The following is a 16,164-nucleotide window of genomic DNA, read 5'->3' on the forward strand; positions in this document are numbered from 1 at the left end:
CTCGATGCTCGGGGTCGGCCGCGACCGGCTGCTGGACGACGGCATCGTTCCCCTGGCGGCACAGTGCGATGGCGAAAAGCTGCCGTTCCCGAGCAACCATTTCGACTGCGTCACCGTCGCCTTCGGCCTGCGCAACATGACCCACAAGGATGCGGCGCTGAAAGAGATGTACCGCGTCCTGCGTCCCGGCGGACGGCTCCTGGTGCTGGAATTCTCCAAAATATGGAAACCGCTGCAACCCCTGTATGATATCTATTCGTTCAAGGCGCTGCCGGTGATGGGCAAGTTGGTGGCGGACGATGAAGAAAGCTACCGCTACCTCGCCGAATCCATCCGCATGCACCCCGGACAGGAAGAGCTGAAGCAGATGATGGAACAAGCGGGCTTCGAGCGTGTCGAATATTTTAACTTGACGGCAGGCGTTGTCGCCCTGCACAAAGGCTACAAGTTTTGAAAGACGTAAGTCGGGCTAAAGCCCGGCCTACAGCCTGACAGCAAAATTACCAAGGAGGTTTTCATGAACAAATTTTTCACTCTTTTTTTCGTTGCGCTGATCAGTTTCGGTCTGACCGCCCAGAATGCCGACGCCAGGCGCATGGGTGGAGGCAGCAGCATCGGCAAGCAGCGCACGACCACAACCCAGCAGACGGCAACGCCGCCAAAACCGGCGTCAGCCCCTGCGGCGGCCCCCGCGCCAGCCCCTTCCGGCGCCAGTAAATGGCTCGGCCCGCTGGCTGGCTTGGCCGCGGGCGGCCTGCTCGCGTCCATGTTCATGGGCGGCGGCATGGGCGGCCTGGGTGGCGGCATCGGCAACATCCTGATGATCCTCGCCCTGGTTGGCGGCGCATTCTTCATCTTCCGCATGCTGAAGAAGCCACAGCCGCAGCCGGCGCAGTACGCCGGCTACACGGAAAAATCGGTCGTGACCGACATGGCCGCCCCCGGTAGTTCTGCCGCGCCCGCCGCAGCGGTTCAGGCAAGTAGCACACGCCCGGCATGGTTCGAGGACGAGCCCTTCCTGCGCGAAGCAAAGAAACAGTTCATCCGCCTGCAGGACGCCAACGACCGCGGCGACATCAACGACATCCACGAGTACGTCACGCCGGAAATGTATGCCGAACTCAGCATGCAAATTCAGGAACGCAATGGCAAACCGAACAAGACCGAAGTGGTGACGCTCAACGCCGAGATCGCCGATGTGGTCACCGAAGGCGACTTGGTGATCGCCAGCGTGCGCTTCTCCGGCATGATCCGCGAAGAAGCCAACGGCCCGGCTGAAGCCTTCAGCGAAATCTGGCACATCCAGAAATCCCAGTCGCAGCCCAACGCCACCTGGTTCATCTCGGGCATACAGCAGGTTTGAACGATTGACTCCTGAAACGCCGAGCAAACAGCCCGGCAGCGCAGTTTCGGCCTTGCCCGAAACTGCGCTGGCCGGGCTTCTCAATCATCTTCTCCGCCAGCACTCTTGGGCCATGGCACGCTTGCGCCTGCATGCCGGCAAAAGCCTGCAACTGCGACTGCCGCTGACCTCTGCCGTTCTTTCCATCCAGGAGGATGGCAGCTTTGCACCCGCCGAGCCGGGTGCACGGGCAGACGCCACGCTGATCCCCAACCCCCTGGCCTGGCTGACCTCCTCGGATGCACGCTTCATCACCGGCGGGGAAGACGCCGTTCTGGCAAAGGAGCTCGCGGAAACCTTGGGGGAAATGCGCTGGGACGTGGAAGAAGACCTGAGCCGGGTGCTCGGCGACATCGCCGCGCACCGACTGGTTTCCACCGCAACCGATGTCCTCGAGTGGCACAGGAACGCAGCCGAAACTATCGCCCGATCCTGGGTCGAGCACTGGCAGGAAGAAAGTCCGATGCTGGCTCAACCCGGGCAGGTGCATGCCTTTTTCAATGAAGTGGGCAAACTGCACGACCGGGTGGAACAACTGGAACAAAAAATAAAACAACTCTCTGCCAAGCAATGAAACTCCTGCGCCTCGCCAAAATTGTTTATGTCACCCTGCGCTTCGGCCTGGAAGAATTCATCCTCGGCCATGAGCGCTTCCGCTGGCTGCGGCCGCTGGTCATGGTCGCGCTGTTCTGGCGCCCGCTCAATGAGCCGCGCGCGGTAAGGCTGCGCCAGGCGCTCGAAGCGCTCGGGCCGATCTTCGTCAAGTTCGGCCAGGTGCTCTCTACCCGGCGCGACCTGATTCCTGCCGACATCGCCGACGAGCTCGCCAGACTGCAGGACCGGGTACCGCCGTTCGCGCCTGAAATCGCCCTAGCGGCGATAGAAAAAGCTTACGGCAAGCCAGCCAGCGCGGTGTTCGCCGAATTCGACCCGGTGCCGGTGGCTTCCGCATCCGTCGCCCAGGTCCACTTCGCCCGGCTGCAGGATGGCCGCGAGGCGGCAGTGAAAATCCTGCGCCCTGCCATCGCCCACGTTATCGCCCACGACGTCGCGCTGCTCTATGCCGGTGCCGGCCTGGTCGAATCCCTGTGGGAGGACGGCAAGCGCCTGCGCCCGCGCGAGGTGGTGGCGGAATTCGAGAAGCACTTGGAGGATGAACTCGACCTGATGCGCGAGGCCGCCAACGGCAGCCAGCTACGGCGCAATTTCCAGGATTCCGACCTGCTGCTGGTACCGGAAATCTATTGGGACTGGTGCCACAAGAACGTAATGGTGATGGAGCGCATGGCCGGCACGCCGATCAGCCAGGTCGATGCTTTGCGCGCACAGGGCCTGGACATTCCCAAGCTGGCGCGGGAGGGGGTGACGATCTTCTTCACCCAGGTATTCCGCGACGGCTTCTTTCACGCCGACATGCACCCCGGCAACATCCTGGTCAGCCCGGACGGGCGCTACATCGCACTCGACTTCGGCATCATGAGCACCCTCACCGACAGCGACAAGAATTACCTGGCGCAGAACTTCCTCGCTTTCTTCAAGCGCGACTACAAGCGCGTCGCCCTGGCCCACATCGAGTCCGGCTGGGCTCCTCCGCAGACCCGCGTGGACGAGTTCGAGGCGGCTATCCGCGCGGTGTGCGAACCGATCTTCGACCGCCCGCTCAAGGAAATTTCCTTCGGCCGCTTCCTGCTGCGATTGTTCCAGACCTCGCGCCGCTTCGGCGTGGTGATCCAGCCGCAGCTGGTGATGCTGCAGAAAACCTTCCTCAACATCGAAGGCCTGGGGCGCCAGCTCGATCCCGACCTCGACCTGTGGCAAACCGCGATGCCTTTCCTGGAACGCTGGATGAGCGAACAGCTGGGCTGGCGCGGCCTGATCAGGACCATCAAGACCGAAGCGCCGCAATGGGGAACCCTGCTGCCGCAGCTGCCGCGGCTGGTGCATCGTGCCCTGAGCCGCGAAGGGGATAGCGAAGTTCAGCAACTGCGCGAAGAACTGCGCGCGCGGGACGCACGCGAACGCCGCTGGATGATGGTGATTGCCGCACTGCTGGCACTGGTGCTGCTGGGGCAGCTGCTGCCGTGGCTCAGCCTGTTGTTGCCCGAATCCTACTAATTCGAATTCTCTCAAAACGCCAACAATCATGTAGGGTGCGTCCCACGCACCATTATCATTGGTGCGTGGGACGCACCCTACAATTTCTGGGTTTCACCTTCAAACCAAGCCAACACCCCCAAGCCTGCGGCACGACCACTCGCAAAACAGGCGGTAAGCAGATAGCCCCCCGTTGGCGCCTCCCAGTCCAGCATCTCACCCGCACAGAACACGCCCGGCAAGGAACGGATCATCAAGCGCTCGTCGAGCGCCTCGAACGTCACCCCACCCGCACTGCTGATCGCCTCATCGAGAGGGCGCGGGGCGATGAGCCGCACCGGCAGCGCCTTGATCGCCGCCCCCAGGCGGGCCGGATCCGCAAAGTCTTGTGCCGGTACGCACTCACGCAGCAGGCCGGCCTTCACCCCCTTGATCCCCAGCCGACTTTGCAAGTGGCTGGACATCGACCGCGAACCTCTCGGTCGCGCCAGCTCTGCGATCACATACGACAGTTCCCTGCCGGGAACCAGATCGAGGTAAATGACCGCAGCGCCGGCGCTCTCAATCTCGTCGCGCAGACCTGCGGACAACGCATAGATCAGGCTGCCCTCAACACCAGTCGCCGTGACCATGAATTCGCCCTGCTTGCGAACCGTGACGCCTTCTTGATCCGTGAAAGTCACGACCACCGACTTCAAAGGGTGGCCGGCGAAGCGGGTGCGAAAGTGCTCGCTCCAGCCGATGTCGAAACCGCAGTTGGAGGGCCGCAACGCCGCGACGGGAACCCCGCGCTGCGCGAGCAGCGGCACCCACGCGCCATTCGAGCCGAGGCGCGCCCAGCTGCCGCCCCCTAGCGCCAGCACCACAGCGTCGCTGTGCACCGACAGCTCTCCCTCGGGTGTTGAGAAGCGCAGCGCACCATCCTCGTTCCAGCCGCGCCAGCCATGCCGCATGTGGAAGCGCACCCCGGCTTCGCGCAAGCGGTGCAGCCATGCGCGCAGCAGCGGGGCCGCCTTCATCTCGGTGGGAAACACGCGACCGGAGGTGCCTACGAAGGTCTCGACGCCGAGCCCGTGCACCCATTGTCGCAGGGCTTCCGGCCCGAATGCTTCGAGCCAGGGTTCGATCTGCGCCCGGCGTGCGCCGTAGCGCGACAGGAACAGATCGGACGTTTCAGAATGGGTGAGGTTCAAGCCGCCCTTGCCGGCCAGCAGAAACTTGCGCCCCACGGAGGGCATGGCGTCGTAGAGATCGACCCGCACGCCGTGCTGACTCAATATTTCAGCCGCCATCAGTCCGGCAGGACCGCCGCCGATGACCGCCACCGATCGGGCGTGAACGCTATCCGGTGACATTATTTAATTTATCCATAAGACACACACCACGAATGTTCATGCCGGGAACGCTAGCGATCAGACATGCCGCAGGGGTGGCGGTCCGCCCCACATCGGTGGAACTCGCCAAGTGGCCGATTGAACGTATATTCAGCGGGCCTAACAATCAGCTCCCGAGCCGAAGCCTCTACATTGCCGCCGGGGAGGGTAAAGGGCAGCGCCACCACCGTCAGTACCGTGCCAATCACCGTGGCAGCCAATCCCAGCGGCCGCACCACCACCAGATCCACCACCATATCCGTGGCTTTGTCGCCACTCACGGTATCGTTATCTTCAGCGGTTGCAGCGAGAGGCGTGACGGCAAACATCAGTGCGATCAAACATGCTTTCAGTCGCTTACTCATTTTACTGTGCTCCTGTCATCATTCACACCGTGCCAATCAACAAACCAATGGGTTAAACGGTGGCACCCTGCGCTGGCAGTGGCTAGCAGGGATGCGAAGCAAGTCGCCCATCCCTGCGAACCCGATTTCATTCGGCGCAATAACGATTGCGCCCTACGCGGGCTGGATCAATATTTCGGCCGCCATCAGTCCGGCAGGGCCGCCGCCGATGGCCGCCACCGATCGGCCATGAACGCTATCCGGCGACATCATTTAACATTCATCCTTAAAACGCCACACACGAATGTTCACCAATGGTTATTCGTTCGGACTAACCTGCCCGCTGCACTTTGAACCAGACCGCATACAGCGCCGGCACGAACAGCAGGGTCAGCATCGTGGCGACGAATAGTCCGCCCATGATGGCAGCTGCCATCGGCCCCCAGAAAGTGCTGAAGGTGAGCGGGATCATGGCCAGGATCGCCGCTGCCGCAGTCAGCATGATGGGCCGGAAGCGGCGTACCGCCGACTCGATGATTGCCTCCCTGGGCGGGTGCCCGGCAAGAATGTCCTGATCGATCTGGTCCACCAGGATCACCGAATTGCGCATGATCATGCCGCCCAGGGCAATGAAGCCCAGGTTGGCGACGAAGCCGAACGGCAGCTGGAATACCAGCAGCGCCAGCGCCACGCCGATCAGGCCCAGGGGCGCCGTGAGCAGCACCAGAGCCATGCGGCGGAAACTCTTCATCTGGATCATCAGCAGCGTCATCACGGTAATCAGCATCATCGGCACCCCCGCCTTGATCGACGCCTCGGCCTTGGCACTCTCCTCCACCGTGCCGCCGGTCTCCAGGGCATACCCCGGCGGCAGCTTGCTGCGGATAGCCGCCAGTTTCGGTTCGATTTCCTTAGTCACTGCGGGCGCCTGATGCTTGCCCACCACGTCGGCACGCACCGAAATTACCGGCACGCGATCGCGCCGCCAGATGATGCCCTCCTCGAACTCGTAGTTGATGCGAGCGATCTGGGCCAGCGGCACATGCCGCCCGTCATGGGTGTAGATGTTGATGTCCTTGAGCACCGCAGGATTGAGGCGCTCGGCCGACTCCGCCCGCGCCAGCACCTCGATCAGCTGGTCGCGCTCGCGATAGTAGGTCACGCTGTAGCCGGACAGGATCGAATTGAGGAAGTTGGAGAGTTCCTGCGAGCTGATGCCTAGGGCGCGCGCCTTGTCCTGGTCGACGTCGAGCTTCACCACCTTGACCATCTCGTTCCAGTCGGGGTGCACATCCTTGGTGTGCGGGTTGGCGCGCATCACCTCCGCCACCTCGGCGCTAATCGTGCGCAGCACCTTGGGATCGGGGCCGAGCACCCGGAACTGGACCGGGAAGCCGACCGGCGGCCCGTTCTCCAGGCGGCTGACGCGCCCGCGCAGCGACAGGAAATCGGTCTGAAACAGCTGGAGCAGCCGGGTCCGCACCACTTCGCGCACCTCCTTGTCTTGGGCCATCACCACGACCTGGGCGAAGTTGGCATGATCCATCTGCTGGTCCAGCGGCAGGTAGAAACGCGGCGAACCGTTGCCGACATAGCTGACGAAGTTGACGATATTCTTGTCGCCGGCAAGGTGCTTCTCCAGCTTTTTCACTTCCTCTTCGGTCGCCTTGAGCGAAGCGCCCTCCGGCAGCCACAGATCGACCAGCAATTCGGGCCGGTTGGAAGAGGGGAAGAACTGCTGTTCAACGAAACGGAAGCCGAACAGGGCCAGGACGAAAATCGCCAGGGTTGCGACGATCACCGTCTTGCGGCGATCCACGCACCAGCTCACCAACCTGCGGAAGCGCACGTAGAAAGGCTTCTGATAAACCTCGCGGCCATGCGCGGGATGCGCCTTGAAATCCGGCAGCAGCTTGTAGCCGAGATAGGGCGTGAACACCACCGCCACCACCCAGGACACGATCAGGGCAATCCCCACCACGGCGAAAATCGAAAAGGTGAATTCGCCCGCCGCGGACTTGGCGAAGCCCACCGGCAGAAAGCCGGCAGCGGTAATCAGGGTGCCGGTCAGCATCGGGAAGGCGGTCGAGGTGTAGGTGAAGGATGCCGCCTTGGTCCTTTCCCAGCCTTGCTCCATCTTCACCGCCATCATTTCCACGGCGATGATGGCGTCGTCCACCATCAGGCCCAGCGCGATGATCAGCGCGCCCAGAGAAATACGCTGCAGGTCGATGCCGAATGCCTTCATCAGCAGGAAGGTGATCGCCAGCGTGAGCGGGATGGTCAGCGCCACAACCAGGCCAGTACGGAATCCCAGACTGAGAAAGCTCACTGCCAGAACGATCACCACCGCCTCCAGCAGCGACTTCATGAATTCGTTGATGGAGCGCTTCACCACCCCCGGCTGATCGGACACCCGATGCACCTCGATGCCCACCGGCAGGTGCGCCTGAATGCGCGCGACGGCGCCATCCAGACCTTCGCCCAGCGCCAGCACGTTGCCGCCCTTCTCCATCGACACCCCCAGCGCGATGGCCTCCTGGCCCATGAAGCGCACCTTCGGCGCTGGCGGATCGGCATAGCCGCGATAAACCCGGGCGATATCTCCCAGGCGGAGCAAGCGGCCATTGGCGCGCAGGCCGATGTCGCGGATGCTCTCCACCGATTCGAAATCGCCCGACACGCGCAGGTTGATGCGGTCGCTGTCGGTTTCGATGCTGCCGGCCGGGCTCAGGGTGTTCTGCTTTTCCAGGGTGGCGGCGATCAGCATCGGGTCGATGCCCAGGCTGGCGAGTTTCTTGTGGGAGACCTCGACGTACACTTTCTCCGGCTGCACGCCCAGCAGCTCCGCCTTGCCCACGCCCGGCACGCGCAGAACATCCTGGCGCGCCTGCTCGACATAGTCGCGCAGCTCGGCATGAGTGAAACCATCGGCGGTGAACGCGTAGATGTTGCCGAAGGTGTCGCCGAATTCGTCGTTGAAATACGGCCCGCGCACGCCTTTCGGCAGGCTGTCGCGGATGTCGCCGATCTTCTTGCGCACCTGGTACCACACCTCCGGCACTTCCCTGGGCGGCGTGTAATCGCGCAGGATGACGAAAATCAGCGCCTCGCCCGGTTTGGAATAGCTGCGCACGAAATCTAGCCAGGGCGTTTCCTGCAACTTCTTTTCCAGCCTGTCGGTGACCTGCTGCTCCACCTCGTGCGCCGTGGCTCCCGGCCAATAGACCCGCATCACCATGATCTTGAAGGTGAAGTTGGGGTCTTCCGCACGCCCCAGCTGGGTGTAGGCAAAAAAACCCGAGATCATCAGGACAATGAGCAAGTACAGCACCAGCGAGGGGTGCTTGAGCGACCATTCGGAAAGATTGAAGCGGTTCATGTTTGAAATCTCACCACCTCTGTGGTTGGTATCAACCTTATCACTGAACCACCCGCACCTGCTGGCCCGGCACCAGTTTGTGCACGCCGGCGCTAACCACGTTGTCGCCGTCCTTCAGGCCGGACAGGACGGTAAAAGTTTTCTCCCGGTACTCCCCCACCTTGACCGGTATCAGCCGCACCTTGCCGCTGGCTGTATCTACCAGCCAAACGGCCGGCCCACCGCTCTGCTGGTACAGCGCGGTTAACGGCAACTCCGCCGCCGGCGCGGCCGTGCCGCCCCCCAGCAGGACATTGGCGGTCATGCCGAGTTGCATCGCCGGCACGGCATCCAGCACGGCCACCTTGGCCATATAGGTGCGCGTCACCGGATCGGCGGCAGGCGAAATTTCGCGCACCTTGCCGCGATACAATTTGCCCGGTTCGGCCCACAGGCTGATGCGGATGTCCTGCGCGGCACGCAGCTCGTCCAGGCGATTTTCCGGCACGCTGACGGCCACCTCTTTTTCCTGCGGCCGGGCCAGGCGCATCACCGGCTGCCCCATCGCCACCACCTGACCGGCTTCGGCTTCGATACTCACGATCACCCCATCGTGATCCGCGCGCAACTGGCCATAAACCGTCTGGTTGGCGCTAACCTCATGCTGCGCCTTGACCTGGGCAAACCGCGCCCTGGCTGTATCGAACAGGTTCTTGCGGCGCTCGTAATCGGCGAGGCTGATGAATTTCTTTTCCAGCAGCTCGGTGTAACGCTTGAGGTCGCGCTCGGCCAGCTCGAAATCCGCCTGCGCGGCGGCAAGCTGGGCGCGGTTTGCCGCTTCGGCCAGCCGGAGATCCTGAGGATCGAGTTCGGCCAGCACCTGGCCCGCCTCCACGAGGCGGCCCACCTCGACGTGGCGTTTGGCGATCTTGCCGCCGACGCGGAAAGCCAGCGCGGTTTCAAAGCGCGCGCGCACCTCGCCGGAATAATTGGCCTGATGCGATTGCACGCCCAGCGCCACCTTCACCACCCGCGCCGGCCGAACACCCTCCGCGGGCTGTTCCTGCTTGGCGCAGCCAAAAATCGCCATCCCCAGAAAAAGAAATAGAAGAGCAGTTGCATTCCGATTCACTTTGATTCCCTCCGCGACACCCCGAAGAATACCGCTGCCCGGCACATTCCGCCATCTTGCCTTGGTCTGACCCGGATGTTATTTTTCGGTTTCTGATAAATTAGCCGCAATTAGGTTGAATCCGCTTGACAAATATCAGTAAAATAGCACTCCGACCTCTCGCCGAAATCACACCTATTATTTAGTGTAATGAACACAGATTGTTCCAGTCTGTGTCTCGCTCATATCCGTTGCGACAACCCATTACCCGCCAGGGAGAACCCATCATTCATACCGAACCGCTAATCATCAGCAAGCCCGCGCCGGGGATTACCGAGCTGCCCGCCCTGGGCATGGACGCCGAGAATATCGTCAACGATTTCCGCCGCTATTTCAGCCACACCCTGGGGCGCGACAGGATGTGTCTGTCCGCCTACCATGTTTACACCTCACTCTCGCTGTCGTTGCGCGACCGCCTGGTGGAGCGGTGGAAGAACACCCAGTACGCCTATGAGGAACAAAACTGCAAGCGCACCTACTACCTGTCGCTGGAATTCCTGATGGGGCGGGCGCTGGGCAATGCGATGCTGAATCTGGAGGTGGACAAGCCCACCGAGGAGGCGCTACGGAAGCTGGGCCTGGTGCTGGAGGAAATCGCCGACCAGGAGCACGACGCGGGATTGGGCAATGGCGGTCTGGGCCGCTTGGCGGCCTGTTTTCTGGACAGCTGCGCGACGCTGCAATTGCCGGTGATGGGTTACGGCATCCGCTACGAGTACGGCATGTTCCGCCAGAAAATCGACAACGGCAACCAGCTGGAAGAACCCGACCACTGGCTGCGCGACGGCAATCCCTGGGAAATAGAACGGCCGGAACACATGGTCCGGGTCAAGTTCGGCGGCCATTCCGAGTTCCATGCCAGGGCCGATGGCGGCCTGCGCGCCCGCTGGGTCAATTCGCAGGACGTGATGGCGGTACCCTACGACGTTCCCATTCCCGGCTACCGCAACGGCACTGTCAATACATTGCGCCTGTGGTCGGCGGCGGCCACCGACGAATTCGACCTGGGCGAATTCAATGCCGGCAGCTACACCGAATCGGTGGCGGCGAAGAACGCCGCCGAGAACATCACCATGGTGCTCTACCCCAATGATGCCAGCGAGAACGGCAAGGAACTGCGCCTGCGCCAGCAGTATTTCCTGGCTTCCGCCAGCCTGCAGGACGTGCTGCGCAATTGGGTCAACACCCATGGCAGAAATTTTGAAAATTTCGCCGACAAGAACTGCTTCCAGCTCAATGACACCCACCCCACCTGCGCAGTGCCGGAACTGATGCGGCTGCTGATGGACAGGCACGGCCTGGGCTGGGATGCCTCCTGGGACATTACCCGCCGCACCGTCGCCTACACCAACCACACCTTGCTGCCGGAGGCCCTGGAAAGATGGCCGGTCAGCATGTTCGGCCGGCTGCTGCCGCGCCTCCTGGACATCATCTGCGAAATCAACGCTCGCTTCCTCGCCGAGGTGGCGCTGCGCTGGCCCGGCGACACAGACCGGCTGCGGCGCATGTCGATCATCGAGGAAGGGGGCGAACCGCAAATACGCATGGCCTATCTGGCGGTGGTGGCCAGCGCCTCGGTCAACGGCGTGGCCGAGCTGCACTCGCACCTGCTGCAGCAGCATTTGTTCCACGATTTCCACGAACTCTGGCCGAACAAGTTCAACAACAAGACCAACGGCGTCACACCGCGCCGCTGGATGGCCTGGAGCAACCCCGGCCTGAACGATCTGATTACCCGCACCATCGGCGACGGCTGGGTCACCGACCTGACCCGGTTGAGAAAGCTCGCGCCCCACGCCGACAAGGCGAAATTTTGCGCCGAGTGGCGCGCCGTCAAGCAGGCCAACAAGGCGCGCCTGGCAGAGATGGTTGAGCGCGATTGCGGCATCGTTTTCGATACCGATGCCCTGTTCGACGTGCAGGTGAAACGCATCCACGAATACAAGCGGCAACTGCTCAACGTGCTGCACGTGATTCACCTCTACGACCGCATCAAGCGCGGCGACACGGCAGACTGGACGCCGCGCTGCGTGCTGATCGGCGGCAAGGCCGCCCCCGGCTACATGATCGCCAAGCGCATCATCAAACTGGTGGCCTCGGTGGCAAAAGTGATCAACGACGACCCGGCCACGCAGGGCTTGCTGAAACTGGCCTTCTTTCCCGACTACCGGGTGTCGGCGATGGAAGTGATCTGCCCCGGCACCGACCTGTCGGAGCAGATTTCCACCGCCGGCAAGGAAGCCTCCGGCACCGGCAACATGAAGTTCATGATGAACGGGGCGCTCACCATCGGCACGCTGGACGGCGCCAACATCGAAATCCGCGAGGAAGCCGGCGCGGAAAACTTCTTCCTGTTCGGCCTCACCGCCGCGGAGGTGGACGCCACCAGAGCAAATTACGATCCCGCCGCGATCATCGCCGCCGACAAAGACCTGCACCGTGTGATGCAACTGCTGGAAAGCGGCCATTTCAACCTGTTCGAGCCAGGCATCTTCGAGCCCATCATCCACGCCGTGACCAGCCCTCACGACCCGTGGCTGACCGCAGCGGACTTCCGCGGCTACATCGATGCGCAGCAGCAGGTAGCGCGAGCCTACCGCGATCAGGTAAACTGGACTCGCATGAGCATCCTCAACACCGCCGCCAGCGGCAAGTTCTCCAGCGACCGCACCATCCTCGACTACAACCGCGACATCTGGCACCTGCCGCAAATACCGGCGTGGCCGGTGAAATGAAAGACGACCATGACCAAGGAAGAAAAGCAGGCGCTGGCCGAGCAGGCCTATGAAAAAGCGCAACAATACGAGCTGGATTACGGCTGTTGCCCGCAATGCGTGCTGGCCACCGTGCAGGAAACCGTCGGGATCGTAGACGACAGCACCATCAAGGCCAGCCACGGTCTTTCCGGCGGAGGCGGACTGATGGCGCAAGGAACCTGTGGCGCATTGACCGGTGGACTGATGGCGCTCAGCGCAAAATTCGGCCGCGACCGGGACAAGCTCGACAAGGGCCGCTGCATCAATAACTTCAAGAAAAGCAAGGAACTGGTCGAGCGCTTCAGCGCAGAGTTTGGCGGCATCACCTGCGCGGAACTCCAGCAGCAATTCACCGGCCGCACCTACGACATGTGGAATGCCGAGGAATACAAGGCGTTCGACGATGCCCGCGGCAAACAGTGCGCTCATGCGACCGGGACGGTCACGAAGTGGGTGATTGAGATGCTATAAAGGGTCCCGCTTGGCAATCTGCCTCACGAAGAGCGCCGGCGACGGATGATCCAGACCGTCACGCCCACGCCGGCCATCAGCGCCATCAGCGCCTCTTCGTACCGGCGCAGGTCGGCGAACAGAAGCTCCAGAGCGCTACCGAACAGATAACCCGCGCCGCCTACCAAAACCGCCCACACCAGCGCACCCGCCAGATTGAGCACGAAAAACATCATCCTGCCGAGTCGGCTCATGCCGAAGACCAGCGGCCCCACGGTGCGCAGGCCATACATGAAGCGGATGGAAAGGATCAGCGGCAGATGATAGCGCTGCAGCAGAGCCGCCACCTTCGCCGCGCGCGGCTGCAACCGCGGAAAGCGCGCGAGAATCTGCGGTCCATAGCGCCGGCCGAGATAAAAATAGAGCTGATCGCCCAGAGTGCCGCCAATGGCGGCAACCCCGATGACCCACGGCAATTCGAGGTAGCCCCTGTGTGCGGCGAAACCGGCCAGGACAAGGATGGTCTCCCCTTCCAGGAAGGTGCCCAGGAACACAGCGTAGTAGCCATAGTCCTGCACCAGTCCGGCTAGTGTCATATCGAATAGGGCCCGCGGCCACTCGCCAGTGGCGCTTGCCTTCAGCGCACCAGGAGCACCGGCACGCTGGCGCGGCGCGCGACGCCGTCGGCCACGCTGCCCAGAAGCACATCATGCAGGCCGCGCCGCCCGTGGGTTCCGACCACAATCAGATCCGCAGGCCAGTCTTTGGCCTCCTCCACGATCAGGTCGGAAATCCGATGGCCGAAGGTCTGAATCTCCAGCAGCTTGGCCTCAGGCTCCATCCCGGCCTCGCGCGCAAGATTTTGCGCTTTTTCCAGAACCCGCCGGCCCGATTCCCGAAAGCTTTCCAGAACCGTGGACATGTCACCATACTCTCCCTCCCAGTTCAGCGTAATCTCGTCTGCCACATGAACGATGCGCAGGACGGCGTGCTGGCTTTGCGCAAGGGCGATAGCCTCGCTCAACGCATGGTTGGACAGTTCGCTGCCATCGACGGCAACCAAAATATGCGGGTACATGGGTTACTCCTATTGGGTGAACACTTCATTAATTCTTAGCCTAGCCTAAAATAAAAACTTGTCCAAAGTCCCGATCGACAAAAACATGAACTACCTCCAGGACCCCCGCGTATTCTTCGCCGCCGAACGCACCCTGCTCGCCTGGAACCGCACGGTGCTGGGCCTGATGGGCTTCGGCTTCATCGTGGAGCGCTTCGGCTTGTTCCTGCACGTGGTGCTGGGGCGCCAGACGGAGCCCTTCCATCGCGGCTTCTCCCTGTGGCTCGGGGTGGCATTGATCCTGCTGGGAACGGTGCTGGCGGTGATGTCCACGCTGCAGTACCGGCGCTTGGTGAAAGACCTGAGCCCGCAGGAAATTCCGCCGGGCTACTGGGTGAACATGGGAGTGGTCACCAACCTGACGCTGGCCGTGCTGGGGCTGATGCTGGCGGTATACGCCGCCCTGTCTTATTAACCGGATCACCTATACCGGCCTGAAAACCAGCCGATTTTTTTAGCCTTTTCGGTATAATTCCCCAACTCCACCCACCGGCTAGCGTTCGATCATGTTGATCTGGTTCGTCGTCATCTACCTGCTGATCTCCATCAGCGTCGGCCTCTACGCCGCCACCCGCGTTCACAGCGCCAAGGATTTCGCGGTTGCCGGCCGCAGCCTGCCGCTGCCGGTAGTGATGGCGACCGTCTTCGCCACCTGGTTCGGCGCCGAGACCGTGCTCGGCATTTCCGCCACCTTCACCAAGGAGGGCCTGCGCGGCGTGGTGGCCGACCCATTCGGTTCCAGCCTGTGCCTGATCCTCGCCGGCCTGTTCTTCGCCGGCAAGCTGTACCGCATGAACCTGCTCACCATCGGCGACTACTACCGGCTGCGCTACAACCGTGCGGTGGAGATGATCACCACCCTGTGCATCGTGGCCTCCTACCTGGGCTGGGTTGCGGCGCAGATCAAGGCGCTCGGACTGGTATTCTTCGTCGTCACCGGCGGCGCCATCGACCAGAGCTGGGGCATGGTGCTGGGCGCGGCCATCGTCCTGACCTACACCACCTTCGGCGGCATGTTCGCGGTGGCCTTCCTCGATTTCGTACAGATCAGCGTGATCATGGGCGGCATGCTCTACATCGCCCACATCATCGCCGGCATGACCGGCGGGGTGGGCGCGGTGGTGAGCCACGCCGCCGCCGCCGGCAAGCTCGACCTGTTCCCGGCGGCGCGGATGTCGGAATGGGTCCCCTTCATCGGCGCCTGGGTCACCATGATGCTCGGCTCGATTCCGCAGCAGGACGTATTCCAGCGCATCACCTCGGCCAAGGACGAAAAGACCGCGGTGCGCGGCTCGGTGCTGGGCGGCTCGATCTACTTCGCCTTCGCCTTCGTGCCGATGTTTCTCGCCTACTCGGCGACGCTGATCGACCCCGCGATGTTCGGCGAGCTGCTGGAGAAGGACCCGCAACTGGTGCTGCCGACCCTGATCCTGCAGCACACCCCGGTGTTCGCCCAGGTGATCTTCTTCGGCGCGTTGCTCTCCGCCATCATGAGCTGCTCCTCGGCGACTCTGCTGGCGCCGTCGGTGGCCTTTTCCGAGAACATCCTGCGCGGCTTCTTCCCGAAGATCGGCGACCACGCCTTCCTGCGCTTGATGCGCATCGTCATCGTCTGCTTCGCCGGAATAATTCTGGCCTTCGCCCTGAATTCCGAATCCTCGATTTTCAAGATGGTGGAGAACGCCTACAAGATCACGCTGGTGGCCGCCTTCATCCCGCTCTTCGCCGGACTATACTGGAAACGCGCCAACATCCAGGGCGCCTATTTTTCCATGGCTGCGGGGCTGGTTTCGTGGCTCCTGCTGGAAGCGCTTCAGCCCGATACCTACTGGCCGCCGCAACTGGTGGGACTGCTGATGAGTGCCGGGGGCATGGTGATCGGGTCGCTGCTGCCGCATTTCGTCGGCCGGCCGACGCCGCTAGCGCCCACTCACGCCGTACTGCACCACCACGCGGCCGCCCAGACCGAACACGTGCCGGAACATCCGCACCACCATCCGTCGGCACATAGCGATCAAAAGACGTGAACCACAGAGGCGCAGAGGCACGGGGAAAGTCATGGCAAAAGCCGGGGGCCAAGCCTTCAAAAGAAGCAC

Annotated in this window: 14 protein-coding genes; 8 read left to right on the top strand and 6 right to left on the bottom strand. The window is 62.3% G+C overall.

Annotation, left to right across the window (positions count from 1 at the left end; translation table 11 throughout):
• From VMV64_RS05520 to ubiB, 4 genes are all read left to right on the top strand, one after another.
• The coding region (locus VMV64_RS05520; protein WP_325328954.1) for a ubiquinone/menaquinone biosynthesis methyltransferase at nt 1–454 on the top strand (454 nt) is incomplete at its 5' end.
• A gap of 63 nt (nt 455–517) precedes the next feature.
• Nucleotides 518–1,363: a Tim44-like domain-containing protein gene (locus VMV64_RS05525; RefSeq protein WP_325328955.1), complete on the top strand. Its 846-nt coding sequence runs from the start codon at nt 518–520 to the stop codon at nt 1,361–1,363.
• Nucleotides 1,364–1,367: 4 nt separating this feature from the next.
• Nucleotides 1,368–1,976: a hypothetical protein gene (locus tag VMV64_RS05530; RefSeq protein ID WP_325328956.1), complete on the top strand. Its 609-nt coding sequence runs from the start codon at nt 1,368–1,370 to the stop codon at nt 1,974–1,976.
• Entirely contained in the window at nt 1,973–3,517 is a 1,545-nt protein-coding gene (gene ubiB, locus VMV64_RS05535; RefSeq protein WP_325328957.1) for a ubiquinone biosynthesis regulatory protein kinase UbiB, read from the top strand. The genes VMV64_RS05530 and ubiB overlap by 4 nt, the downstream gene beginning before the upstream one ends.
• A 77-nt stretch (nt 3,518–3,594) precedes the next feature.
• Here ubiB and VMV64_RS05540 read toward each other — a convergent pair whose 3' ends face one another.
• The 4 genes from VMV64_RS05540 to VMV64_RS05555 all read right to left on the bottom strand — a co-directional run bounded on the left by VMV64_RS05540 (nt 3,595) and on the right by VMV64_RS05555 (nt 9,706).
• Nucleotides 3,595–4,851, bottom strand: a complete 1,257-nt coding sequence (locus VMV64_RS05540; protein WP_325328958.1) for a TIGR03862 family flavoprotein — start codon at nt 4,849–4,851, stop codon at nt 3,595–3,597.
• A 50-nt stretch (nt 4,852–4,901) separates the two neighbouring features.
• Nucleotides 4,902–5,234: a hypothetical protein gene (locus tag VMV64_RS05545; RefSeq protein WP_325328959.1), complete on the bottom strand. Its 333-nt coding sequence runs from the start codon at nt 5,232–5,234 to the stop codon at nt 4,902–4,904.
• 310 nt (nt 5,235–5,544) lie between these two features.
• On the bottom strand, nt 5,545–8,595 hold the full coding sequence (locus VMV64_RS05550; RefSeq protein ID WP_325328960.1) for an efflux RND transporter permease subunit: 3,051 nt from the start codon (nt 8,593–8,595) through the stop codon (nt 5,545–5,547).
• A 40-nt stretch (nt 8,596–8,635) separates the two neighbouring features.
• Nucleotides 8,636–9,706, bottom strand: a complete 1,071-nt coding sequence (locus tag VMV64_RS05555; protein WP_325328961.1) for an efflux RND transporter periplasmic adaptor subunit — start codon at nt 9,704–9,706, stop codon at nt 8,636–8,638.
• 230 nt (nt 9,707–9,936) lie between these two features.
• Here VMV64_RS05555 and VMV64_RS05560 point away from each other — a divergent pair, with 230 nt between their 5' ends.
• Both VMV64_RS05560 and VMV64_RS05565 read left to right on the top strand, forming a co-directional pair.
• On the top strand, nt 9,937–12,480 hold the full coding sequence (locus tag VMV64_RS05560) for a glycogen/starch/alpha-glucan phosphorylase (protein ID WP_325328962.1): 2,544 nt from the start codon (nt 9,937–9,939) through the stop codon (nt 12,478–12,480).
• 9 nt (nt 12,481–12,489) lie between these two features.
• Nucleotides 12,490–12,972 carry a C-GCAxxG-C-C family protein gene (locus tag VMV64_RS05565; protein WP_325328963.1) on the top strand — a complete coding sequence of 161 codons (483 nt, stop codon included), beginning with the start codon at nt 12,490–12,492 and terminating at the stop codon, nt 12,970–12,972.
• Between the two features lie 23 nt (nt 12,973–12,995).
• Here the strand turns inward: VMV64_RS05565 and VMV64_RS05570 are convergent, their stop codons facing one another.
• Nucleotides 12,996–13,547, bottom strand: a complete 552-nt coding sequence (locus VMV64_RS05570; protein WP_325328964.1) for a DedA family protein — start codon at nt 13,545–13,547, stop codon at nt 12,996–12,998.
• A 41-nt stretch (nt 13,548–13,588) separates the two neighbouring features.
• Nucleotides 13,589–14,029, bottom strand: a complete 441-nt coding sequence (locus VMV64_RS05575) for a universal stress protein (RefSeq protein ID WP_325328965.1) — start codon at nt 14,027–14,029, stop codon at nt 13,589–13,591.
• An 85-nt stretch (nt 14,030–14,114) separates the two neighbouring features.
• On the opposite strand from VMV64_RS05575, the gene VMV64_RS05580 reads away from it, so the two are divergent.
• Both VMV64_RS05580 and VMV64_RS05585 read left to right on the top strand, forming a co-directional pair.
• Nucleotides 14,115–14,483, top strand: coding sequence for a DUF202 domain-containing protein (locus tag VMV64_RS05580; protein ID WP_325328966.1), 369 nt, complete (start codon nt 14,115–14,117; stop codon nt 14,481–14,483).
• 91 nt (nt 14,484–14,574) lie between these two features.
• Complete coding sequence (locus VMV64_RS05585; RefSeq protein ID WP_325328967.1) at nt 14,575–16,095, top strand: sodium:solute symporter family protein; 1,521 nt, start codon at nt 14,575–14,577, stop codon at nt 16,093–16,095.
• The last annotated feature ends 69 nt before the right edge of the window (nt 16,096–16,164 follow it).

Source organism: Sulfuricella sp. (assembly GCF_035531155.1).
GTDB lineage: Bacteria > Pseudomonadota > Gammaproteobacteria > Burkholderiales > Sulfuricellaceae > Sulfuricella.